The 21434-nt window shown below is 72.2% G+C and carries 22 protein-coding genes; 12 read left to right on the forward strand and 10 right to left on the reverse strand.

Annotated features, from left to right (window positions below; genetic code table 11):
* The 5 genes from KME79_RS00345 to KME79_RS00365 all read right to left on the reverse strand — a co-directional run bounded on the left by KME79_RS00345 (window position 1) and on the right by KME79_RS00365 (window position 5473).
* On the reverse strand, window positions 1-954 hold the full coding sequence (locus tag KME79_RS00345) for a sporulation protein (RefSeq protein WP_219542794.1): 954 nt from the start codon (window positions 952-954) through the stop codon (window positions 1-3).
* 3 nt (window positions 955-957) lie between these two features.
* The gene (locus tag KME79_RS00350) at window positions 958-1392 is read right to left on the reverse strand and encodes an STAS domain-containing protein (RefSeq protein ID WP_219542795.1); all 435 of its coding nucleotides are present in this window, start codon (window positions 1390-1392) and stop codon (window positions 958-960) included.
* An 84-nt stretch (window positions 1393-1476) separates the two neighbouring features.
* A complete protein-coding gene (locus KME79_RS00355) occupies window positions 1477-3198 on the reverse strand; it encodes an HAD hydrolase family protein (RefSeq protein ID WP_219542796.1) in 1722 nt (573 codons plus the stop codon).
* Between the two features lie 43 nt (window positions 3199-3241).
* Window positions 3242-4450, reverse strand: coding sequence for an MFS transporter (locus tag KME79_RS00360; protein ID WP_219542797.1), 1209 nt, complete (start codon window positions 4448-4450; stop codon window positions 3242-3244).
* Window positions 4451-4573: 123 nt separating this feature from the next.
* Entirely contained in the window at window positions 4574-5473 is a 900-nt protein-coding gene (locus KME79_RS00365; protein WP_308248724.1) for an endonuclease/exonuclease/phosphatase family protein, read from the reverse strand.
* A gap of 230 nt (window positions 5474-5703) precedes the next feature.
* Between KME79_RS00365 and KME79_RS00370 the strand changes: the two genes are divergently transcribed.
* The 6 genes from KME79_RS00370 to KME79_RS00395 all read left to right on the forward strand — a co-directional run bounded on the left by KME79_RS00370 (window position 5704) and on the right by KME79_RS00395 (window position 9353).
* Window positions 5704-6297: a redoxin domain-containing protein gene (locus KME79_RS00370; RefSeq protein WP_219542798.1), complete on the forward strand. Its 594-nt coding sequence runs from the start codon at window positions 5704-5706 to the stop codon at window positions 6295-6297.
* 3 nt (window positions 6298-6300) lie between these two features.
* Complete coding sequence (locus tag KME79_RS00375; RefSeq protein ID WP_219542799.1) at window positions 6301-7155, forward strand: cytochrome c biogenesis CcdA family protein; 855 nt, start codon at window positions 6301-6303, stop codon at window positions 7153-7155.
* Complete coding sequence (locus tag KME79_RS00380; protein WP_219542800.1) at window positions 7152-7478, forward strand: ArsR/SmtB family transcription factor; 327 nt, start codon at window positions 7152-7154, stop codon at window positions 7476-7478. Before KME79_RS00375 ends, KME79_RS00380 begins: the two co-directional genes overlap by 4 nt.
* A 7-nt stretch (window positions 7479-7485) precedes the next feature.
* Entirely contained in the window at window positions 7486-8013 is a 528-nt protein-coding gene (locus tag KME79_RS00385; RefSeq protein ID WP_219542801.1) for a GNAT family N-acetyltransferase, read from the forward strand.
* A complete protein-coding gene (locus KME79_RS00390) occupies window positions 8010-8492 on the forward strand; it encodes a metallophosphoesterase family protein (protein WP_219542802.1) in 483 nt (160 codons plus the stop codon). Before KME79_RS00385 ends, KME79_RS00390 begins: the two co-directional genes overlap by 4 nt.
* A gap of 75 nt (window positions 8493-8567) precedes the next feature.
* Window positions 8568-9353, forward strand: coding sequence for a hypothetical protein (locus tag KME79_RS00395; RefSeq protein WP_219542803.1), 786 nt, complete (start codon window positions 8568-8570; stop codon window positions 9351-9353).
* Between the two features lie 4 nt (window positions 9354-9357).
* On the opposite strand, the gene KME79_RS00400 is transcribed toward KME79_RS00395, so the two are convergent.
* Window positions 9358-9585, reverse strand: coding sequence for a hypothetical protein (locus KME79_RS00400; RefSeq protein WP_219542804.1), 228 nt, complete (start codon window positions 9583-9585; stop codon window positions 9358-9360).
* A gap of 73 nt (window positions 9586-9658) precedes the next feature.
* Complete coding sequence (gene ctaD / locus KME79_RS00405; RefSeq protein WP_219542805.1) at window positions 9659-11338, reverse strand: aa3-type cytochrome oxidase subunit I; 1680 nt, start codon at window positions 11336-11338, stop codon at window positions 9659-9661.
* A gap of 143 nt (window positions 11339-11481) precedes the next feature.
* Here ctaD and KME79_RS00410 point away from each other — a divergent pair, with 143 nt between their 5' ends.
* The 5 genes from KME79_RS00410 (at window position 11482) to KME79_RS00430 (ending at window position 15705) form a co-directional block, all read left to right on the forward strand.
* Complete coding sequence (locus tag KME79_RS00410; protein WP_219542806.1) at window positions 11482-11991, forward strand: SigE family RNA polymerase sigma factor; 510 nt, start codon at window positions 11482-11484, stop codon at window positions 11989-11991.
* Window positions 11988-13175, forward strand: a complete 1188-nt coding sequence (locus KME79_RS00415) for a YncE family protein (protein ID WP_219542807.1) — start codon at window positions 11988-11990, stop codon at window positions 13173-13175. The genes KME79_RS00410 and KME79_RS00415 overlap by 4 nt, the downstream gene beginning before the upstream one ends.
* A 56-nt stretch (window positions 13176-13231) precedes the next feature.
* Entirely contained in the window at window positions 13232-14050 is an 819-nt protein-coding gene (locus KME79_RS00420) for a DUF1206 domain-containing protein (RefSeq protein ID WP_219542808.1), read from the forward strand.
* Between the two features lie 49 nt (window positions 14051-14099).
* Window positions 14100-14609, forward strand: coding sequence for an STAS domain-containing protein (locus KME79_RS00425; RefSeq protein ID WP_219542809.1), 510 nt, complete (start codon window positions 14100-14102; stop codon window positions 14607-14609).
* Window positions 14610-14694: 85 nt separating this feature from the next.
* Entirely contained in the window at window positions 14695-15705 is a 1011-nt protein-coding gene (locus KME79_RS00430) for a chemotaxis protein CheB (RefSeq protein ID WP_219542810.1), read from the forward strand.
* A 56-nt stretch (window positions 15706-15761) separates the two neighbouring features.
* Here KME79_RS00430 and KME79_RS00435 read toward each other — a convergent pair whose 3' ends face one another.
* Window positions 15762-17276: a golvesin C-terminal-like domain-containing protein gene (locus KME79_RS00435; RefSeq protein WP_219542811.1), complete on the reverse strand. Its 1515-nt coding sequence runs from the start codon at window positions 17274-17276 to the stop codon at window positions 15762-15764.
* A gap of 188 nt (window positions 17277-17464) precedes the next feature.
* Between KME79_RS00435 and KME79_RS00440 the strand changes: the two genes are divergently transcribed.
* Window positions 17465-19432 (forward strand): family 10 glycosylhydrolase, encoded by a 1968-nt coding sequence (locus KME79_RS00440; protein WP_308248725.1) that lies wholly within the window; start codon window positions 17465-17467, stop codon window positions 19430-19432.
* Here KME79_RS00440 and KME79_RS00445 read toward each other — a convergent pair.
* A complete protein-coding gene (locus KME79_RS00445) occupies window positions 19419-20015 on the reverse strand; it encodes an AAA family ATPase (protein ID WP_148035529.1) in 597 nt (198 codons plus the stop codon). The two genes, KME79_RS00440 and KME79_RS00445, sit on opposite strands and share 14 nt — an antisense overlap.
* Before the next feature lie 39 nt (window positions 20016-20054).
* Window positions 20055-21425 carry a sulfatase family protein gene (locus KME79_RS46775; protein ID WP_219542812.1) on the reverse strand — a complete coding sequence of 457 codons (1371 nt, stop codon included), beginning with the start codon at window positions 21423-21425 and terminating at the stop codon, window positions 20055-20057.
* Window positions 21426-21434: the final 9 nt, after the last annotated feature.

Genomic DNA, 21434 nt, shown 5'->3' on the forward strand with positions numbered 1-21434 from the left:
TCAGTCTTCGCCTTCCTCCTCGTCGCCCTCGAAGGCCTCCTCGATCAGCTCAGCGGCGATCATCCCGCCGGCCACGCCCGCGGCCACGCCGACGGCCCCGGCCGCGATCGCGCCGCCCATGCCGCCGCCACCGCCGTGGTGGTGGTCATGGTGGTCATGGTGGCCGTGGTAGTGGCCCTCTCCGTGGCCGAAGCCCTGGTGCTGCGAGAGCCCGCCCAGCCAGTTGCCGAGCTCGGCCGCCCAGTCCATCCGCAGCGCCTCGTCGTGGCTCACCCGGAACCGGCCGATGGCGTCCGACCCGTAGTGGCCCGAGCGCCTGTCGGCCTCGATGACGATGTCCATGCCGACGGGGTCGGCGACGAACGTCAGCTCCGCCTCGGAGATCTGCCCGGGCGGGCCGTAGAACTCGATCTCCTGGTAGCACGGCAGCTCCTGCCGGACGCCGTAGATCTGCCCCATCTCCAGGTCGGCCGACTTGAACGCGAAGCCGAGCTGCAGGAACGCCTCCATGACCCGCTGCTGCGACGGCAGCGGCTCGACCGCGATCGGGTCGAGGTCGCCCTTGTCGACCGCCTTGGCGATGGCCAGCTCGGTGCGCACGCCGAGCGCCATCCCGGTCAGCGGCTGCCCCTGCACCTCGCTGAGCGGCGTCTCCCACGGCATCTCGGCCTCGAACGGGATCGTCCGGTCCTCGCCCTTGGCCAGGGTGAAGGGGCCGGAGACCCGGATCTCGTGCAGCACGGCCAGCCCCGTGTGCTCGTCGTCGCCGGCCTCGGCCTCCGCGCGGGCGACCAGGGCCAGCGTCACGTGCTCGATGCCGGCGTCGAACTCACCGCCCTTGAGGCGGACCTCACCCGCGAGGGCGCCCCCGGGGCGCACCCGGGGCGTGCTGAGGACCGTGTCGACCGACGGTGCTCCGACGCCGAACGCGCCCAGCATCCTTTTGAATACCACTGCTCACTCTCCGTTTCCGTACGGCAGGCGACCGTATCGGAAACGATCTTCGGTTTCCTCCGGTTCCCGGAAATCGGCATCACCCGACATCAGCTCGGCCACGATCTCCGCGACGCTGTCGCGTACCTCCACGCGCGCCAGCAGATCGGTCTGCCGCAGCACGCTCAGCAGGTGTTCGGTGGGCCGGATGAGGATCACCCGCCCGCTGCCCGTGGCCTCGATCCGCTGCAACGCCGTGCCCAGCACGCCGATGGCCGAGGAGTCGTAGAAGCGCAGCTCGCTCAGGTCGAACACGAGCACCGGCCCCTGCGACCAGCCCCACACCGCCTGGACGTGCGCGCTGAACCGGGCGCCTCCCGCGTGGTCGAGCACTCCGCCGGCCCGCAGGACCGTGCACCCCAGGTGGTGGGTCGTCTCGATCCTCAACCTGTCGGCCACGTCATACGGTTTCCCGCTGAGCGGGGTCTGCAACGCGACGGGCCCGGGGGTTCGCTAACTCTATCCACCGGAGTAGGCCGCCGGTCAGGTGTCGTCGTGGTCCGGGTCGTACTTGGTCGGCTCGGCGGGCAGGGTGTAGCGCCGCTCGATCAGCTCGGCCACCCGGCGCAGGCTGTCGTCCGGCTCCTCCCGCTCCACCCGCCCGACCTCGCCGGCCAGCTCGGCGTCGCCCAGCTTCTCGCCGATCCAGGCCGAGTAGTCGCCCTGCCTCAGGTGGAAGGCCCAGGTCTCGTCGTCCACGCCCTCGGCCAGCTCCACGAAGGTGTGCAGGTTGCGGGCCCGCAGGTTGAGCCGGTCCTCGGGGCCGGTGAAGTAGAAGCTCTTGTCCTTGGACATGGTGCCGGCGGCGTACTTGCGGCGGTGGCGGGTGCGGTGCGCGCGGGCCGGCGTCGGATGGACGAGCTGGGCGGTGTCGGCGGAGACGCGCCAGAGCGCCGCACCCTCGGCCGCCTCGCCCTCCAGCGCGGGGGTGTCCCGGCCGAGCGCGCCCGCGAACGCGCCCAGCGTCTCCCCGGGCTCGGGCCCGACCGCGATCACGCCGTCCACGAGGTCCAGCGCGGCGGGGCTGAGCGCCTCCGGGTGCACGGTGATCATCATCAGCGAGCCGAGGTCCCGTACGTCCTTGACCGGCACCTCCTGCACCTCGGCCGGCATCAGGTGGTGCGCCTCGTCCACGACGACGCAGTGCGGGTGGCCGAGCCTGGCCCGCAGCGCGACCAGGCGGGGCATCAGCTCCGCGAAGAACGCGGGCCGGTCGCGCAGCGGCATCCCGATCATGTTCACCACCGCGCTCTGGTCCGGCGACTCCAGCAGCCGCAGCACCTCCTCCGGGCCCGGCGGCCGGTCCGGCTCGCCCAGCACGGCCGCGCCGGCGAACTCCGCGTAGTCGCCCTCCGGGTCGATGACCACGCACTGGTACCGGGCCTCGACGAGCCGCTCCAGCAGCGCCGTGGTGACCGTGGACTTGCCGCTGCCCGACGGTCCCGCCACCACCAGGCCGGTCCCGTACGGGCGCAGCCGCACCTCGCCGCCGGCCCCCTCGCCGAGCAGGACATGGTGCCGCGGGATCTCCATCTCGTCCAGTTCGCCCGACAGCAGCAGGTCAGCCAGCTCGGCCACGCCGTCGCCGTTCTCCCGGCCCAGCGGCAGGTCGCACTGGCGCAGCAGGGCCGGGACGGCGTTCGCGACGGCGGCGCCGCACTCGGCGGCGGTCAGGAACGCGTGGTCGTTCTCCGCGTCCCCGACGGCCACCACGTTGTGGCCCGACAGGCCCAGCCGGTCCAGCGCGGCGGCCAGGCCGCTGGCCTTGTTCACGCCGGGCGGCAGCACCATGACCGCGCCCTTGTTCCTGATCACCTGCAGCTCCAGGCCCAGCTCCCGGATCGCGTCCTGCACCTGGACGTCGTACGGCTCGCGGGTGGCCACGATCACCGATCCCACGCCGAGCGGGGTGACGCCCTCCCCGCTCAGCCGCTCGGCGAACTCCGGCGGCGGAGGGTCCGCGAGCGGTTCGCCGAAGCGCTGCCCAGGGTCGTAGAGCAGCGCCCCGTTCTCGGCCACGACCAGGTCGAACAGGTCGGCGTGCGGGAAGACGGTCAGCAGGTCGTCGAGCTCCCGCCCGGTGACCAGCAGCAGTTTCCTGCCCGAGCGGGAGACCCGTTCCAACGTCTTGATCGTGTGCTCGGCCACCTCGCCATGCCGGGCGAGGGTGTCGTCATAGTCGCAGGCGAGCACGTGATATCTCATGGGCGGCACGTACCCCTACGAAACCGACGCGAACGCGGCCCGGTCAGGCGGCCGGGGCCGGCTCCGGCTCCGCGGCCGCCCGCGCCCGGCGGCCGATGATCACCCATGCGGCCACGAGCAGGTACGGGACGCTCAGCAGGGCGAACATGAGCCCGTGCGAGACCAGGCCGGACGCGGCGCCGTAGACGCCGTAGACCGCCAGCGTGATCACGCCGGTGCCCAGGCCGGCCACCGAGGTGACGGTGGCGCGGCTCGGGCCGGTGATGCTGTCCTGCAGCCGGGCGTCGGCCACCACGCCCGCCAGCTGGAACACCCCGAACGCCGCCGCGATCGCCACGAACCCCGCGGGATGCCCGCTGAGCGCGCCACCGGCCAGGGCGACCGCCCCGGCCGCCAGCACCGCGCCGAACCCGCGCGCCCGCAACCGCCGCGCCCGCCCGGCCAGCAGGCCGCCGGCCGTGGCCCCGGCCCACACCAGCAGGTACACGGGCGGGATCGCCGTCTCCGGCAGCCCGGCCTCGATGCCGAGGAACGCCACGTACTCGTCCAGCGCACCCCACACGGCGGTGACGGTCGCGAGCAGGACCAGTCCGTGGAGCACCCGCCGGTCCCCGCGCGCCTCGGCCAGCCCGGCCCTCAGCACCTGCCCGTACGAGAGCTCCCCGTCGTCACCGGCTTCCCGGACGGGGGAGCGGTGCTCGGGGAAGGCCAGGGCGGTGGCGGCGGTGAGGAGGCAGGCCAGCACGCTGGCCACGCCCACCGCGGGGTAACCGCCGGCGGCGAAGACCGGGATGGCCAGCGCGATGGCCGCGGCGGTCGCCGCCATGCTTGCCGACGCCGCCCGGCCCATGACCTGCGCGTAGCGTGACGTCTCACCGGTGCGGGCGAGCTCCTCGTACACCAGGGCCTCGATCGAGCCCGAGCCGAGCGCGTCGCGCACGCCCCAGAGCACGAAGCCCAGCGCGAAGATCCAGTAGGACGGGAAGATCACCCACAGCGCGAACCCGGCGCCGGCGAGCAGCGGGCCGGCGAACAGGAGCAGGCGACGGGACACGGAGTCGGCCAGCGCCCCGGAGGGCACCTCCAGCACCAGCCCCGCGACCGACCAGATGACGAACAACGAGGACGTCTCGGCCACGGACAGCCCGGTGTCGGTGAACAGCAGCGCGTAGACCGGGTAGAGCAGGACGAAATCGTCAAGGAACGTGTAGACGTAGAGCGTGCGGACCAGCCGCTTGGCAGGCGGTGACATGCGTGAGGCCTTCCGAAGGGAACGAACGGGGGACGCGACTGCCTGCCTGCGCGGCGGCCCGCGAGCCCTTCGGCCTCTGGTGATGCATCAATGTCGCCAGGTCATGCGCCCGATTCTAACCCGCTACGACGGCAGCCGGAGCTCCGCGAACACCCCCCGGTGATCGGTGCCCGGCACGTCCAGCACGTCGAAGGAGCTCACCCCGGCGCGCTCGTCGACCAGGATGTGGTCGATCGTGATGAACGGCGGCAGGCCGCGCCCGTTCGGCCAGGTCGGCGTCAGGCCCGCGCCGGCCTGGTGCGCGGCGTCGGCGTAGCCGCGGCCGAGCAGGTCGCGCATGGCCCGGTGGTCCAGGCTGGCGTTGAAGTCGCCGGCCAGGATGCGGATCGCGTCGCCGCCGGGCGCGGGGAAGGACTCCATCGCCCGGTTCCACCCGTCCACCATCCGGCCGAGCGGCGGGTTCGGGTGCACGGCGACCACTTCGACGCGCCTGCCGCCGGGCAGGGTCATGGCCGCCGCGGGCATGTTGTGGCCGACCGGGGTGAACAGGCCGGGCAGCTCGGTGAGCGGGTGTCTGCCGTAGAGGCCGCTGCCCGCCGCGTCGTGCTCGTCCTGCAGCACGCGGTGCGGCATCAGCTCGTCCAGCCCGGCCGCGTCCAGCGCCGCCACCTGGCGCGTGGTCAGCTCCGTCGCGGCGAACACGTCAGGGCGCAGTTCCCGTACGAGCTCGACCACGGTACGCGGGTCGGCGCGGCCGAACAGGTTGACCGCCAGCACCTTGTACGGGGTGCCGGCGGTGGCCGGCTCGCCCGCCGGGAACGCCCTGGGCGCCACGGCGGCGGCCATCACCAGGCTCGCCACCAGGGCCACGACCGCCGCCGGGCGGTTCCGCCTGACGAGGGCCGCGGCCAGCAGCAGGGCCAGCACGGCGCCGTACGGGGTGACGGTCATGAGCTGGGTCAGGAACGATCCAGACTCCAGCCCGCCTGCCCTGACCACGGCCCAGCCGGTCAGGAAGGTCACGGTGAGCCAGGAGACCCACCGCCTGCGCGGTGAGTGTCCACGGGGCGGCGGGCCTCCGCCTGACGCCTGCTTCGCCTCGACGGTGATGTTCAACCCTTGCCGCCCGATTCGTGCGAGATCAACCTTTTCGTGGTGAGCCTAAACGCTGACGGTCGGCGGACCGCGCCGGGCGGGGCGGCGTCATCAGCTCGTAAGGTTCTCGGCGGCCCCGCGTACCTAGCCTGGTGGGCGTGAACAGAGCTGGCATGGCGGCCGTCATCACCGCCGCGACACTGACCCTGGCCGCCTGCGGTGCGGCCGCCCCTTCCGACCCGATGGGGACCACGTCCGCCGCGCCCTCCGATGAGATGAAGAGCACCGATCAGATGGAGAGCGCGGATCCGATGAAGAGTGCGGATCCGATGGAGAGCGGGTCCACGCCCGCGGCGCTGCGGTTCAGCGCGAAGACCCTCGACGGGAAGGAGTTCGAGGGCGGCAGCCTGGCCGGCAAGCCCGTGGTGTTCTGGTTCTGGGCGCCGTGGTGCACCAAGTGCCGGTCGGACGCGCCCGCGGTCAGGGCCGCCGCGACCGCGCACCCTGACGTGGCGTTCGTCGGCGTGGCGGGGCTCGACACGGAGGCCGCGATGAGGGAGTTCGTCGAGAGCACCGGTACCGGCGGGCTGGTCCACCTGTCGGACGAGAAGGGCGCGGTGTGGACCAAACTGGGCGTCGCCCAGCAGTCCGTGTTCGTCTTCATGGAGCCCGGCGGCGGCACCACGAAGGTCAACGGCCCGCTGGGCCGCGACGGCCTCGACGCCGAAGTGGCCAAGATCAAGGCCGCCTGAGCCATGACGGATCTGCCGATCGCGCTCGCCCTGACGGCGGGCACGGTGGCCGCGTTCAATCCGTGCGGGTTCGCGATGTTGCCCGCGTACCTGTCGATGCTGGTCGCGGGCGAGCCGCCACGCGGCGCGGGCGGGGTCTGGCGGCGCGGCCCGGTGGTGCGGGCGGTGGTGCTGTCGGCGGCGATGACCGCCGGGTTCGTGACCGTGTTCGGACTGTTCGGGCTGGTGGTGACGCCGCTGGCGGCGGTGGCCGGGACGGTCCTGCCGTGGGTGACGATCGTGATCGGGGTCGTCCTGGTGGGGCTGGGCGGCTGGCTGCTGGCCGGCCGGTCGCTGTTCGTCCGCGTCCCCGGGCTCGCCGCCAGGCCCGCCACGTCGGCGCGCTCGCTCTACGGCTACGGGATCGCGTACGCGGTGGCCTCGCTGTCGTGCACGGTGGGGCCGTTCCTGGCGGTGACGTCGGCCTCGCTGACGAGCGGCGGGGTGGCCGGAGGGCTGGCGGTCTTCGCCGCCTACGCGCTCGGCATGGGACTGGTCGTCGCCCTGTTGTCCCTGGCCGTGGCGCTGACCAGGGAGGCCGTCCTGTTCCGGGTGCGCCGGTCGCTGCCGCGCGTGTACCGGCTGAGCGGGGTCCTGCTCGTCCTGGCCGGCCTGTACGTGACCTACTACGGCTGGTACGAGCTGCGGGTGTTCGGCGGCGGCGACCCGGACGACCCGGTCGTCGGCGGGGTGACGGCGGTGCAGGGGACGATCTCGGGCTGGTTGGAGACCGTCGGCGCGGTGCCGGTCGCGGGGGCCGCCGCGGCGCTGGTCGCCATCCTCCTGATCAGATCGAGGCGGGCCCGCCGTCCGGGGTGAGCCGCGGGGTCGGCGAGCCGGACGATCCAGGTGGCGACCTCTTCGGGGGTGCCGCGCGGCCGAGTGGGCGGGTGCTGTCCGACGGCCGCGAGCGCGGCTGGGGCGAGCTGCGCGCGCCGGTGGCCAAGTCCACGCTGAGCCATCACCTCAAGGTCCTCCGCGACGCCGGCATCACCCGTACCCGCCAGGAAGGCACCCGCTGTTACGTCGCGCTGCGCCGCACCGACCTGGACCGGCGCTTCCCCGGGCTGCTCGACGCGGTGCTGGCGGCGGCGGAGGGCGAGGACGTGGGCGACCAGGTGGGGCTCGCCGGCCACCGATAATGGGGTGGTGGAGCGACTCGACGGCCCCGGCTGCGTGACGATCTCCGGCGAGATCGCCGGCCTCTACCGGCAGTGCTTCTCCGTGCCGCCCTGGTACGAGACCGAGGAGGACTTCGCCGCCTTCCCCGGCAAGCTGGCGCGCGACGCCGAACGGCCCGGGTTCGCCGCGTGGATCGAGCGTGACGGCCACGAGCTCGTGGGCGTGTGCTTCGGGTGGCCGACGCCTGACGACCTGTCCGGCAACGCGATCTACGAGGAGCTCCAGCGCAGTTGCGGCCCGGAGGCCGTGGCCGGGTTGACCAGGGGCGCGTTCGAGGTCGTGGAGCTGTTCGTGGGCCCCGGCGCCCAGGGCCGGGGGATCGGGCGGCGGCTGCTGGACGCGGCGGTGGCCGGGTGGCCGCGGGCCTGGCTGCTCACCTCGCCGCGGGCTCCCGCGGCTCGCTTCTACCGGGCGCTGGGCTGGCGGCGGGTCGGCGCGCTGCCCGAGCGGGCCCTGGAGGTGCTCGTGCTGCGGAGGGGTAGGGACGTGGCGTGAGAGTGGTCGTGCTGTCCGACACGCACGCGCCGCGCCGCTGGAAGTCGTGCCCGCCGAGGGTGGCCGAGCTGCTGGTGGGCGCCGACGTGATCCTGCACGCCGGTGACGTGTGCGTGCCCTCCGTGCTCGCCGAGCTGGCCGCGTACGCGCCCGTGCACGTGGTGAAGGGCAACAACGACGGGCCCGACCTGGACGCGCCCGAGACGCTGGAGCTCGACCTGGGCGGGCTGCGGGTCGGCATGATCCACGACAGCGGCCCGGCCCGGGGACGGACGGCCCGGATGCGGCGGCGGTTCCCGGAGGCGGACCTGGTGGTGTTCGGGCACTCGCACATCCCGCTCGACGAGTCCGGTGACGGGCTGCGCATCTTCAACCCCGGATCGCCGACCGACCGGCGCCGCCAGCCGCACGGCACCGTGGGGGTGCTGCGCGTCGAGGGCGGCGCGCTGGTCGAGGCCGAGATCGTCCCGGTCACCTGAGCACGGGTTTGTCCGTCACGCCCGAGCGGTATGTCGATTACAGAAAGTGACAGGTCGACTGCAAGGCGGCTCGATATGGACAGAGCGCGACAGATCGCGCAGGCCGTGCTGTACGAGTGCCACCCGTACCATCGGCTGCTGGACGACCGGTACCTGCGCGGACTCCACCCCGAGCCGTACGCCGGCGGGCGGGCCGGTCTCTCCTGGATGATGCAGACCCAGTGCCTGGTCGAGGCCGCCCCCGCCGACACCGTGGACGTGCACGTACGGTTCCTGCAACTGGTCAGCCGCGAGGTGGCGCGGGCGCGCGGCGGCGAGCTGGAGCCGGCGGCCGAGCTGACCGTCGACGGCGCCCGCTACGTCTCGGGGCTGGAGGCGCGCGAGCGCGAGGCGGCCGTGTCGGGGCTGACGCTCGCCGACCTGGCGGCGGCGGCGTACACGATGCGCGTGGACGTGCCGGGCGACCAGGAGGCGGCCTGGCTGATCGACGCCCGCGGCCGGGCCGGGGCGGTGCTGCGCTGCTGGGAGACCCTGCACGGCCAGGCCGTGGTGCGCGCGGAGCCGCTGCGCGACCGGCTGTTCAGGCTGACGGTCAAGGTGGCCAACACCACCGACTGGCGGGGCGAGGATCGGGCGGAGGTGCTCAGGCACACGTTCGTGTCGGCGCAGAGCGTGGTGCGCACCCACGGCGGGCGGTTCGTCTCGCTCCTGAACCCGCCGGCCGAGCTGCGCCCGCTGGCCGAGAGCTGCCGCAACATCGGCACCTGGCCGGTGCTGGTGGGGGAGGTCGGCGAGCGGCATACGATGCTGTCGGCCCCGATCATCCTGCGCGACCATCCCCGGCTCAGCTACGCGACATAGTCGGTCAACCCGGCGCGCGTTCGGCGGCGATCATCAGCACGACGCCCAGGGCGGCCAGGGCGAGGTTGGCGAACAGCTCGTAGCCGGTCAGCAGGTCGACCCGGGGAATGATCACCCGGTTGAAGAAGTTGAGGAAGAAGCCGAGGAACGGCTGGACGGCCACGTGGTCGATGGCCCCGCTGATGCCCTGGAGCGCCAGGACGAAGCCGACGATCTGGATGGCTTTGCGCATGGCCCGACGCTAGTGCCCGGCCGCGGCCCCGCGGATCGGCCTTAGGGATGCTCAGGACCGACCGAAGTATGTGTCACGCCTCGATCTCGTCCCGCTTGGGGTAGCTGTGCGGGTAGTGCAGGTCGAACGCGGGCCGTTCGGAGCGGATCGGCGGCATGAAGGAGAAGTTGTGCCGCGGCGGCGGGCAGCTCGTGGCCCATTCCAGCGAGCCGCCGAACCCCCACGGGTCGTCCAGCGTCACCCAGCGCGGCTTGCGCTGGGTGATCCACACGTTGTAGAGGAACGGCAGCGTCGACAGCCCGAGGATCGCCGCGCCGACGGACGAGATCTGGTTGAGCAGGGTGAACCCGTCGCCGGGCGCGTAGTCGGCGTAGCGGCGCGGGAACCCGGCCCAGCCGAGCCAGTGCTGCACCAGGAACGTGGTGTGGAAGCCGATGAACAGCAGCCAGAAGTGGATCTGGCCGAGCCGGTCGTCCAGCATCCGCCCGGTCATCTTCGGCCACCAGAAGTAGAACCCGGCGAACATCGCGAACACCACCGTGCCGAACACCACGTAGTGGAAGTGGGCCACCACGAAGTAGGAGTCGGTGACCTGGAAGTCCAAGGGAGGCGAGCCCAGGATGACGCCGGTGAGCCCGCCGAGCAGGAAGGTGATGAGGAACCCGACGGCGAACATCATCGGGGTCTCGAAGCTCAGATGTCCCCGCCACATCGTGCCGATCCAGTTGAAGAACTTCACCCCGGTCGGCACCGCGATCAGGAAGGTCATGAACGAGAAGAACGGCAGCAGCACCTGCCCGGTGGGGAACATGTGGTGCGCCCAGACGGTCATCGACAGCCCGGCGATGGCGATGGTCGCGCCGACCAGCCCGATGTAGCCGAAGATCGGCTTGCGCGAGAAGACCGGGATGACCTCGGTGATGATGCCGAAGAACGGCAGCGCGATGATGTAGACCTCGGGGTGCCCGAAGAACCAGAACAGGTGCTGGTAGAGGATCGGCCCGCCGGCCGCGGGGTCGTAGACGTGCACGCCGAACTTGCGTTCGGCCTCCAGGGCCAGCAGCGCGGCGGCCAGCACCGGGAACGCCATCAGCACCATCATGCTGGTCAGCAGCACGTTCCAGGTGAAGATCGGCATCCGGAACATGGTCATGCCCGGCGCGCGCATGCAGATGATCGTGGTGATGAAGTTGACCGAGCCGAGGATGGTGCCGAGCCCGGCCAGCACCAGCCCCATGATCCACAGGTCGCCGCCGATGCCGGGCGAGTACGTGGCCGACGACAGCGGGGTGTAGGCGAACCAGCCGAAGCTGGCGGCCCCGCCGGGGGTGAGGAAGGTGGACGCGGTGATGAGCCCGCCGAACAGGAACAGCCAGTAGCTGGCCATGTTGAGCCGGGGGAAGGCCACGTCCGGCGACCCGATCTGCAACGGCATGATGACGTTGGCGAACCCGGCGAACAGCGGGGTGGCGAACAGCAGCAGCATGATCACGCCGTGCATGGTGAACAGCTGGTTGTACTGCTCCGCGTTCACCAGTTGCAGCTCGGGCCCCGCCAGCTCGGCCCTGATGATCATGGCCAGGACGCCCGCGAACAGGAAGAACATGAAAGACGTGATCAGGTACAGGTAGCCGATCACCTTGTGGTCCGTGGACGTGAGCCACTTGGTGATGACCGCGCCCGTGCGACGGCCGTGGACCGGGGCCGGCGGCGAAGTCGTCGGCTCCTCGTCTCTCGGCTTCTGGATCGTCACCCTGGTTCCCCCTCGGCAGGCGCTCCGTAAAGAACCAACTACCCTCCGTGTCGCCACGGTAGGCCCAAGAAAGTGATGGCTTGCGGCATAGCGGGCCCGGGTTCGCGGCGTCTCAGTGGTGACAGTCAATCCCTGGAGGTGACGTGGACGCCGAAGACGAGCGCGGCTTCCGCGAGTTCGTCTCCGCGCGGTCCCCCGCGCTGATGCGGCTCGGCTTCCTGCTCACCGGTGGCGACCAGCACGCGGCCGAGGACCTGGTGCAGGCGGCGCTGGCGAAGCTGGCGAGCAGATGGCGGCGGGTGGACGCACCGGAGGCGTACACGAAGCAGATCATGTACCGCCAGCAGATCAGCTGGTGGCGGGCGACGGGCCGGCGGGTCGAGGTGGTCCGCGGCGCGGTGCCCGACCTGCCCGGGCGCGACCGTACCCATCAGAGCGAGCTCCGCGTGGTGCTGCGCGCCGCGCTGGCCAAGCTCACCGCCAGGCAGCGCACGGTCCTGGTGCTGCGCTATTTCGAGGACCTGCCGGATCACGAGGTGGCCCGCCGGCTCGGCTGCTCGGTCGGCACGGTACGCAGCACCGCGCACCGGTCGCTGGCCCGGCTGCGTGAGATCGCACCCGAACTCGCCGAGGAACTGGAGGCCGCGAAATGACCAGGCTGCTCCGCGAGACGATGGAGGAGTGGGCCGGGCAGGCCGAGGTGCCGCACGACCTGGCCGATCGGGCGCTGCGGAGGAGGCGGCGCGGCCTGCTGCCCGCCGGCGCCGCGCTGCTGGCCGCGGCGGTCATCGCCGCCGTCGCCGTGTTCGTGACCGTCCAGCCGCCAGGCCCCGTGCTGCCGGCCGTGACGGTCACGCTTCCGGCCCGGCCCTCGCCGGCGCCCACGGACGTGCGGGCGGACCCGGACCACGCGCGGCCCACGAAGCTCGTGGCCGCCGGAAATCTGGCGGTCGGCGCGTACTACACCTTGCGCAGGGAGAAGGGGGAGAACGGGCTGGACCACGTCCGGCGCACCTGGCACCTGTACGACCCGCGTACCGACAGCTACGAGGAGACCCCCTGGGCCTGGGTGGACGTCGCCCCCGGCATGCGGGTCGCCGCCGTGGTCCAGGGCGACCTGCTGGGCGACCGGATCGGCGTCATCGACCTGGACACCCGGCAGTTCCTCTCCTGGATCCAGCTCGGTCGCCGGGCCGGGCACGTCGCCTGGTCGCCCGACGGCACGAAACTGCTGGCCACCACCTATTCCTCCTACCCCGACGAGCTGCCCACCGACGGGGTCGCATGGCGGCGGAAGGACAGCCCGCGCACCGGCTACTACCTGATCGACGTGCCGACGGGCCGGGCCGAACACCACGCGCTGCCGCCGCTGCCCAGTACGGACGGTCCGCCGAGCAACTCCAACGGCAGGCAGGACCTCGGCTGGAGCCTCGACGGCTCGCTGATCTGGGGGCCCACCGTCGACATCTCCCCGGAGCGGGTCTACTACGGCCTCGACGGCCGGCCCGCGGAGCCGCCGCCCGGTGAGGCGTTCAACCGCCACGGCGAGTCGAAGATCTCGCCCGACGGCCGGCTCGAACTCGGCCCGGACGGGCTGCCCACGGCGATCATCGAACGGCGCACCGGGAAGGTCGCCGGTAGCCAGAACGTGCTCCAGCTCATCGGCTGGGCCGACGACGAGCACGTCATCGCGCTCGGCTGCGCCGGAGGGTGCGAGAACGAGTTCCGCAACGGCCTGGTGCTCGTCAGCGTCGACGGCCGCACCACGGTCCCGCTCACCGGCGTTCAGGAGAGCCAGGAGGACGGCAGCTGGAGGTGGGTGCTCACACCCCGGTGACTGATCGCCCCGATTCTGGGCACTTTACGGTCCTTTCAACTTCCGAGGAGGATCCCGTGAACACTGCGCAGAGCGCGGGGCGGTCAGCGGAGGCCGCTGCCCGGCGAGCGGCTGACCACCCGGCCCTGGACCGGCTGGCCCGGGTCGGGCTGGCCTGTCGCGGCGTGCTGTACGCGTTGATCGGTGTGCTGGCGGTCCAGATCGCCCTGGGCAGCGGCGAGGAGGAGGCCGACAAGGGCGGCGCCATCACCACGGTCGCGGAGCTGCCGTTCGGGGCGGTGATCCTGTGGGTGATGGTCGTCGGCTTCGTGGCGCTGGCCCTGTGGCAGGCGTCCGAGGCGCTGTTCAGCCACCAGGAGAAGCTCGACAGGGCCGAGTCGGCCGGCAGGACCGTGGTCTACGGACTGATCGTGTTCACCCTGCTCAGCGTGCTGCTGGCCGGGCGCGCCGCGTCGGAGGACGAGAAGTCGCAGGACGTGACCGGCATGTTGCTCGACCTCCCGGCCGGCGAGTGGATCGTGGGCGCCGTCGGCCTCGGCGTGATCGCGCTCGGCGTCTACTGGGTGCGGCAGGGCGTCACCAAGAAGTTCCGCGAGGAGCTGGACCTCGGGCGGATGTCGCCCCGGGCCCGCTCGGTGATGGAGAAGCTGGGCATGGCCGGCTACGTGGCCCGCGGCGTCATCGCCGGGCTCGCCGGGTTCCTCGTCATCCAGGCGGCGATCACCCATGACCCGGACAAGGCCGGAGGCATCGACCAGGCGCTGCGCTCCTTCGCGGACACTCCCGTCGGACCTTGGCTGCTGATCGCGGTCGCGCTCGGGCTGGTGCTGTTCGCCGGTTACTGCTTCGGCGAGTCCCGCTGGCGCCGCACCTGAAGGGGCGCAAGCGCACGGCGGTGTCGAGAAGTCGAAGGAGAGGCCGGACATGTACTTGTCGGTTCACTTGAAGCCGATAGCGGACACCACGATGGTCGTCGCCCTCGCGGGTGAGCTGGACGCGATGACCGTCCCGATCCTCTCCGAGACGCTCGAACCGCTGGTCGCGTCCCCGGCCATGTGCGTCGTCGTGGCGGCCGGTGATCTCTGGTTCTGCGACCTGAGAGGGGTGAGCCGGCTCGTGGCCGCCCGCCGGGGCCTGCGGGTCACGGGCGGCGACCTGTTCCTCGCGGAGGCGAGCCCGGCGCTCCGCCGGCTCATCTCGCTCATGGAGAAGGGCCGGAGGTCGCCGCTGCCGGTGTTCGACACCCTGCCCCAGGCGCTGGCCGCCTGTGGCGTGTGCGCGGAGCCGGCGCCCCCGGAACCTCGTCACCTGCCGCTGCTGCGCGGGCTCCCCGCGCGGCCTGTCACGGGCCGGCGGCGTGGCACGATGCCGCCCTCGGCACCCGGCCGATCACCCTCCGCCCGGAGCCGCTGCGCGAGCGGGCCGGGCCCCTGAGAGGCCATGGAGTCGCGCGTACGGATGGCCGGGCAGGCGACCGCTTCGCACGCATAAGCCCGCGCCTGCGGGACAGGGGGAGAAGGTGTGGACAGTAGGACGAGACACGATCGTGGTGGCGGCCTCCGCCGGAGGAGTGGAGGCGCTGCGGACGCTGGTCGGATCGCTGCCCGCTGATCTCCCCGCCACGGTGCTCGTGGTGCTCCACCTGCCGCCCCAGGGCGGCGGCGTGCTGGCCGGGATCCTCGACAGGGCGGGTCCGCTCAAGGCGGTCCCGGCCGAGGACATGCAGGAGTTGCGCCGGGGGCGGGTCTACGTGGCCAGGCCCGATCACCACCTGCTCGTCCACGAGGGCAAGGTCCGGCTGTCACGCGGCCCCCGGCACAACGGTCACCGCCCCGCGGCCGATCCGCTCTTCATGAGCGCGGCGCTCGACGCGGGGGAGCGGGTGGCCGCCGTCGTGCTGAGCGGCATGCTCGACGACGGCGTGCGAGGGTGCGTCGCGGTGGACCGCAGAGGAGGCGCGGTGGCGGTGCAGGATCCGGGCGAAGCGGCCTTCCCCGGCATGCCGGAGGCGGCCGTCGCCGCGGTCCCGAACGCGCCGTCGCTTCCCGTACGGGAGCTCGCCGACTGGCTGGTGCGGCAGAGCAGAACGCCTGTCATCACGGAGGCCAGGATGGACGACACGGAGATGATGCGGGAGGTCGGGCGGTTCCTGAGCGAGGAGCCCGCCCTGGCGGAACCCGGTGGCGCCCTCTCCGGACTCGGCTGCCCGGAATGCGGTGGTCCGATGTACGAGCAGAGGGACGAGGGCCGCGCGCGCCTCGTCTGCCGGGTGGGACACGCCTGGTCCGACGAGAGCCTGGTCGGCGCCCAGTCGGACGCGGTGGAGAGAGCCCTGTGGATCGCCATCCAGCGGTTGGACGAGCGGGTGCGGATTCTCGGCCGGATGGCGCGGTCGGCGGAGGAGCACGGCGGGAAGCACTCCCACGGCTTCATCCGGAAGGAGGCGGCGCGGACGCGTGAGGCCGTGGAGACCATCCGCATGGTGCAGGCCCGCATCAGCGGAGGCGACGACAGCCTGCTCATGTCCTGAAGGAGGGCCTGACGGGGAGCACCGGCGCGGCGCTTCCCGTCAGGCGCGGGTGAGATCTAGATGCGGGAGATGCGGACGGCGTCGGCGATCACGTAGCCGGTGCCGCCGGTCCACCGGCTGACGCCCACGACGTTCTGCGTGCCGGCGTTGAGCTGGAAGGTGCCGATGCTCCGCCAGGCTCCGCCGCCGGAGCGCTGGTCGACGTAGACGGTCTGGTTGCCGCCTGCCGCCGCCACGATGTACGGGGCCGAGCTGTTGTATCCGGGATCACTGGGATACCAGACCTCGATCCGGTACGTGCCGGCGCTGGGGATGGCCGCCGAGTACCAGGCCGGGTCGCTGGCGGCCACCGGGTCGGCGAACCGGTAGTCGGCGCCGTGCCGCTGGCTGGAGTACGCCGAGGTGCCCCAGTTGGTGCTGGCGGTGAACTGGGAGCTGGCGTTGTCGACCGTGGTGGTCCAGGTCGGCGGGTTGGTGGAGCCTCCGTTCACGTAGTTCATGTACGTGGTCCAGTTCCAGTGCGGACCCGGGTCGGTGTGGGTCGCGCCGGGCACCTCGTTGTGGCCGATGATGCCGGTGCGGTTCTTCGGCACGCCGTACTTGTCGGCCAGGTGGCGGGTCAGCGCGGCCGAGGAGCGGTACATCGCGTCGGTGAACCAGGACGCGTCGTTGACCCAGCCCTCGTGCTCGATGCCGATGGAACGGTTGTTGTAGGTGGAGTTCCCGGCGTGCCAGCCGACGTCCTTGTCACGCACCATCTGGGTGATGGCGCCGTTGGACGACTTGACCACGTAGTGCGCCGAGACCTGGGCGGCCGGGTTCTGGAACCAGGAGATCGTGCCCGCGTAGGAGCCCTGGGTGACGTGGATGACGATGCGGTCGATGTTGTAGCTGGTCTCGCGGTTCGACACCCGGTAGTTGCTGGAGGAGGCGGCGACCCAGGCGGCCGGCGGGTAGTCGGGGCTGGCGACCGCGGCCTGCGCGTTGAGGTCGCGGGCCTTGGCCAGGTCGCCGCGGTCGGCGGTGACCTCCTGCGGCTCGACGGTCACGCCGCGGGCCTGGAGGCCGAGGCCGAGCATCTCGTAGACGGCGTCGGCGTACAGGCGGGCCGTCTCGGGCGAGGAGGCGTGGCCGTACTCGGCGACCGCCTTGTACCAGCGGCCGGCGTCCTTCCTGGCGGCCTCGTCGAGGCCGAGCTTGTCGGCGTACGAGCGCAGCACGGCGGCGGCGCCGAGGATGTTGGCGGCGTCGTCCTTCTTCAGCGTGGCGGCCGGCTGCCCGGTGAGCGCGGCGGCTTCGGAGAGGGTCTTGTTGGTGGGGTTGTCGACGAGGTGCATGAGCCCGTAGCCGCCGCTGGCGCTGGGCTCGCCTGCGTGGCCGTCGAGGTGGGTCTCCGCGTAGCCGAGGGCGACGAGCAGGTCGCGGGGGACGTCGTGGGCGGCGGCGGCCTTGGCGAAGGCGTCCGACAGCGGGGTGCCGCGCTCCGCGAGGGCCGGCTGGACGGCGAGGACCAGGAGGGTGGAGAGGGTGGCGGCGACGAGGGCTACTAATCGGGTGCGTACCAGTGTCATGAGAACTCCACTCTGGGGGGTACCGCACGCACAGTAAGGGACTTTCATGACAGATGTCGATAATTGACATTACTCAGGTATTAAAGGAAACTTTCCGCCCGCGCGTCGGCGGCCCCGGCAAAGTTGGGCCCCCGCGAAAGCTGTGAAAACTATTGCACCCTGATGGCGATGCGCTGAAACTTATCTTCGTGACCCTGCTCCTGCGCCTCGTCCTGGTGGCACTCACCGCCGCGCTCGGCACCGTCGTCGTCCCGGCCGCCCCCGCCGCCGCCGTGACTGCCCGCGCGGCCTGCGCGACCGATCCGGCCACCCCCAAGCGTCAGCTCCGGGCGATGTGGATCTCCAGCGTCGCCAACATCGACTGGCCCAGCCGGACCGGCCTGAGCGTCTCCGCCCAGCAGGCGGAGTTCCGCGCCTGGCTGGACCTGGCCGTCCAGCGGCGCATGAACGCCGTGGTCGTGCAGGTCAGGCCCACCGCCGACACGTTCTGGCCGTCCTCGCTCGAACCGTGGTCGCAGTGGCTGACCGGCACCCAGGGCGGCAACCCGGGCTACGACCCGCTCGCGTTCATGGTCACCGAGGCGCACAGCCGCAACCTGGAGCTGCACGCCTGGTTCAACCCGTACCGGGTGGCCAACCACGCCGACCCGAACCAGCTGGTCTCCTCGCACCCGGCCCGCCGCAACCCCTCCTGGCGCTTCGCCTACGACGGCAAGCTCTACTACAACCCGGGCCTGCCACAGGTGCGCGGCTTCATCGAAGACGTGATCATGGAAGCGGTCACCAGGTACGACATCGACGGCGTCCACCTCGACGACTACTTCTACCCGTATCCCGCCGGCGGCCAGACCATCCCCGACTCGGCCGCGTACGCCCAGTACGGCGGCGGCTTCGCCAGCGTGCACGACTGGCGGCGGGAGAACGTCAACCTGCTGGTACGCGAGCTCGACCAGCGCATCCACGCGGCCAAGCCGCACGTCGCCTTCGGCATCAGCCCGTTCGGCATCTGGCGCAACTCCGGCACCGACCCGCTCGGCTCGGCCACCTCCGGCCTGCAGTCGTACGACGCCATCTACGCCGACACCCGCCGATGGGTGAAGCAGGGCTGGGTCGACTACATCGCGCCGCAGCTCTACTGGCACATCGGCTACTCCGTCGCCGACTACCGGGTGCTGATCGCCTGGTGGGCGGACGTGGTCAGGAACACCGGCGTGCGGCTCCTGGCCGGCCAGGCCTCCTACCGGGCCGGGGTGAGCAGCCACGGCGCCGACTGGCAGGACCCGGACGAGCTCAGCGACCACCTGCACCTCAACCGGCAGCACCCCGAGGTGGCCGGCGACATCTTCTTCAGCGCCAAGGACGTCAGGGCCAACCGGATCAACTCCTTCTCCATCCTGGCCGCCGCCCACTACGCGAAGCCGTCGCTGCCGCACCCCCGCGGCACGGCCGCCGCCCCCGCCGCGCCCGCCATCACCTCCGCCACCCGCGGCTCGACCGGCGTGTCCCTCGCCTGGAACGGCGGCGGCACCGCCTACGCCGTCCACCGGGTGAACGGCACCCCCTCGGCCGCCGACCCGTGCGCGTTCGCCGACGCCCGCAACCTGCTCGGCACCACCCGGTCGAGGACGTTCACCGACACCACGGCCGCCGCGGGGACCGCCTACACCTACTACGTGACCGCGCTCGCCCGCACCCACCAGGAGAGCGCGCCCAGCGCGGGCCGCGCGGTGACCGCCTCGGGCGGCACCGGGTTCTCCGTCACCGTGGACAACGCCGACGCCGCCTTCACCGCCGGCGCCAACTGGGGCTCCTCCGCGTTCTCCGCCGAGCGCCACGGCGCCGACTACCGCTTCGCCGACCCGGTGGCCGCCAGCGACCCGGCCTGGTTCCGGGCGAGCATCCCGAGCGCGGGCACGTACCGCGTGGAGGTCTGGTATCCCGGCAACGCCGGGTACAACAGCGCGACCCCGCACATCGTCGCGGCCTCGGGCGGCAACCAGACCGTCACCGTCGACCAGCGCACCGGCGGCGGCGCCTGGCGGAGCATCGGCACCTTCTCCCTGAACGCGGGCACGTACAACGTGGTCGGCGTGAGCCGCTGGACGACGACGGCCGGTTACGTGATCGCCGACGCGGTGCGCATCACTCGAATCTGATGCCCGCCAGCCGCGCGGCGGTCTCCCGGTCCAGCACCCGGGCCGTGGCCGCCGGGGCCGGGTCGCCGGCCCGGACGCGGGCGAGCAGCGCCGCGCAGTGGCGCCGGTGACGGGCGAACGTGCGCCAGGGGACGACCCGGCCCCTGGCGCGCTGACCCGCCATCGCCGCGCCGGCGGGCACGTCCAGGATCACCAGATGGAAGCCCGCGCCGGCGCGGCGGGCCAGCCGGGCGAAGCCGCGCAGCACCAGCGGGCCGCAGCCCCGGTTGTGCGCGACCACCGACTCGCCCCGCCCGAGCGCGGCCCGGATGCGCCGGATGTGCGTGACGAACACCACGGCCGTGCGCACCGGCTTCGGCGCCCAGGCGAGCGCGGCCGCCCAGCGCAGCCGGGACTGCATCGAGTCGACGACCGTCGCGCCACCCGCCCTGACCGGGGAACTCTCGGCTCCGGTCAGCGGGTAGAGGCGGCCCAGCAGCGTCGACTTGCCCGCCCCCGGCAGCCCGGTGATGATCACCAGGGAGCCCGCGGGGTAGCACAGCGGCTCGGCCGCCTTCCTGGCGGAGGGAACCGGGGCGGTCAAAGGCGCACATCCTCCCAATAGGACGGGAGGAGTATAGGGCTACGAACCACCCGGGCGCTGGTGACCGAACCTGACGGGTTCGAGCCCGCCGAGCCGCACGACCGGGTCGGCCAGCACCCTCTCCTCCGCGTCGCTCTCCACGGCCGGCTCGATCACCGGCTCGGCCTCGCCCGCGGCTGCCATCCTGCGCGCCAGCCGCTCCCGCAGCCCGGCCGCCTCCTTGACGTGGGAGCGCAGCCCGGCCAGGTTCACCAGCTCGTGCGGGTCGCTGGCCAGGTCGTACAGGGCCTGCTCCCGGTAGCGGGGCGCGGCCCGGTCGTGCCAGCCGTCGGCGTCCTCGGCCACCACGTAGTACTTCCACCGTTCCGTGCGGATGCCGCGGCCCACCTCCGACTCGCTCACCTGGAAGAACACCTCCTCCGGCCAGTCGGCGCGGGCGTCGCGCAGCAGCGGCAGGAACGAGCGGCCCTGCATCTCCTCCGGCACCGGCAGCCCGGCCGCCTCCAGGAGCGTGGGCGGCAGGTCGATCGTCGACACCGGCCGTGCGATCGCGCCGCCGCCGTCGAAGCCCGGCCCGCGCAGCGCCAGCGGCACCCGCAGCGAGGCGTCGTGGCAGGACCGCTTGTACTCGTCGTTGCGGGTCTTGAAATGGCTGCCGTGGTCGGAGGTGTAGGCCACGATCGTGTCGTCCAGCAGCTCCATGCTGCGCAGCGCGTCCAGCAGCCTGCCCAGCCCCTCGTCCAGCCGCTTGATCTGGCCGAGGTAGCCGCCCAGGTGCCGGTGCGCGGTGCCGCCCAGCGCGGCCAGGTCGGGCGGCAGCCAGCTCCCCTGGTAGCGCTCCTCGTACCCGTCGGGCGCCGGGTAGTTGTCCACCTCGTTCTGGTGGTGCGGCTCGATGAACGACAGGAACAGGAAGAACGGCTCGCGGCTGTGGTCGGCGACGTAGCGGATCGCCGCGTCGACCAGCGCGTCCGAGCGGTAGCCCGGCAGGAACACCGGCTCGCCCGCGTCGTCGTAGGTGATCGTCCGGTACGCGTCGGAGGTGAACTCCAGGATGTTGGACGCCAGCCAGCTCCGGTAGCCGCCGCGCTCGTCCGCCGGCACCGGATCCCGGCTGCCCAGGTGCCACTTGCCTAGGTAACCGGTGGCGTAACCGGCCGCGCCGAAGTGGTGGGCCAGCGTCCGCTCCTCCGGCGGCAGCACGATGCCGTTGCGGTAGACCCCCGTCGTGGTCGGGTAGCGCCCGGTCTGCAGCGCCGACCGGGCCGGCGCGCACACCGGCTGCGGGGTCAGCGCCACCGCGGCCTGCGTCCCGTACCTGGCCATGCGGTCGAGGTTCGGGGTGAAGGCCGGGCCGACGGTGTCCCACCGCTGCTGGTCGGTGAGGACGACGATCACGTTCGGGCGCACTCGATGACT

This window comes from Nonomuraea harbinensis, from assembly GCF_019396385.1.
Taxonomy (GTDB): Bacteria; Actinomycetota; Actinomycetes; order Streptosporangiales; family Streptosporangiaceae; genus Nonomuraea; species Nonomuraea ferruginea.

Coding starts and splice junctions, on each gene's coding strand:
- KME79_RS00395 (WP_219542803.1), top strand. CDS start 8,568: ATGGACAGAGCGCGACAGATCGCGCAGGCCGTGCTGTACGAGTGCCAC.
- KME79_RS00400 (WP_219542804.1), bottom strand. CDS start 9,585: ATGCGCAAAGCCATCCAGATCGTCGGCTTCGTCCTGGCGCTCCAGGGC.
- KME79_RS00355 (WP_219542796.1), bottom strand. CDS start 3,198: ATGAGATATCACGTGCTCGCCTGCGACTATGACGACACCCTCGCCCGG.
- KME79_RS00375 (WP_219542799.1), top strand. CDS start 6,301: ATGACGGATCTGCCGATCGCGCTCGCCCTGACGGCGGGCACGGTGGCC.
- KME79_RS00360 (WP_219542797.1), bottom strand. CDS start 4,450: ATGTCACCGCCTGCCAAGCGGCTGGTCCGCACGCTCTACGTCTACACG.
- KME79_RS00415 (WP_219542807.1), top strand. CDS start 11,988: ATGACCAGGCTGCTCCGCGAGACGATGGAGGAGTGGGCCGGGCAGGCC.
- KME79_RS00425 (WP_219542809.1), top strand. CDS start 14,100: ATGTACTTGTCGGTTCACTTGAAGCCGATAGCGGACACCACGATGGTC.
- KME79_RS00435 (WP_219542811.1), bottom strand. CDS start 17,276: ATGACACTGGTACGCACCCGATTAGTAGCCCTCGTCGCCGCCACCCTC.